Genomic DNA, 1,186 nt, shown 5'->3' on the forward strand with positions numbered 1-1,186 from the left:
ACGCATGAAATCGCGGTTGATTCTGCCCTTGTCGCCCGCTTCCGACACGACCTCGTCGATCGTCAGTCCGATCGGGTAGAGGGTCTTGAGTTCGACCCACATCGCATCGAAGTCCCAGTCGTCGCCGTTTCCCTCCCCCGTGTGCACATCGAGGACCTCGTCGATCACATTCTCGAGGAACTTCTGCGTGCGCTCGTGCAGATCATCGCCCTCGAGGATGTGACGGCGGTCACCATAGATGGCCTCGCGCTGACGGTTGAGGACATCGTCGTACTTGAGTACGTTCTTACGAATTTCGGCGTTCCGGCCCTCGACCTGCGCCTGCGCGCTGCGGATGGCGCGGCTCACCACCTTGGACTCGATCGCCATGTCATCGGGCACGCCCTGGCGGCCCATCAGGCTCTCCGCGGCGCCCGCGTTGAAGAGGCGCATCAGGTCGTCGGTGAGCGAGAGGTAGAACCGGCTTTCGCCCGGGTCGCCCTGACGCCCACTGCGTCCGCGGAGCTGATTATCGATGCGGCGGGATTCGTGGCGCTCGGTACCGAGGACGTACAGTCCGCCGGCAGCGATGACCTTCTCGGCTTCCTCGTGCACGGTGGCCTTGACGGCACCGAACACGTCGTCCCACGCAGTCTCGTATTCTTCCGGCGTCTCGATCGGGCTCAGGCCCTTGGCGTTCATGTCAGCGACCGCAATGAACTCCGCGTTGCCGCCGAGCATGACGTCCGTGCCACGACCGGCCATGTTAGTGGCCACAGTCACGGAGCCGAGGCGGCCTGCCTGGGCAACGATGGCAGCCTCACGCGCGTGGTTCTTGGCGTTGAGCACTTCGTGCCGCACGCCCTTCTTCGCCAGCAGGCGTGAGAGGTATTCGCTCTTTTCGACGCTCGTGGTACCCACGAGCACCGGCTGGCCTTTTTCGTGGCGCGCCACGATATCCTCGACAACCTGGTTGAACTTGGCCTCCTCATTCTTGTAGATGAGGTCAGACTGGTCGATGCGCTGCATCGGCTTGTTGGTGGGGATCGAGACAACACCGAGCTTGTAGGTGCTCATGAATTCGGCGGCCTCGGTCTCGGCCGTACCGGTCATGCCGGAGATCTTCTTGTACAGACGGAAGTAGTTCTGCAACGTGACGGTGGCGAGAGTCTGGTTCTCCGCCTTGACAGCCACCCCTTCCTTGGCC

General features: G+C 62.6%; 1 pseudogene. It reads right to left on the minus strand.

Annotated elements, in window-relative coordinates:
- Positions 1-1,186 (minus strand): annotated as a pseudogene (locus JF66_RS18715) (preprotein translocase subunit SecA); the annotation flags it as partial.

This window comes from Cryobacterium sp. MLB-32 (assembly GCF_000738085.1).
Lineage (GTDB): Bacteria > Actinomycetota > Actinomycetes > Actinomycetales > Microbacteriaceae > Cryobacterium.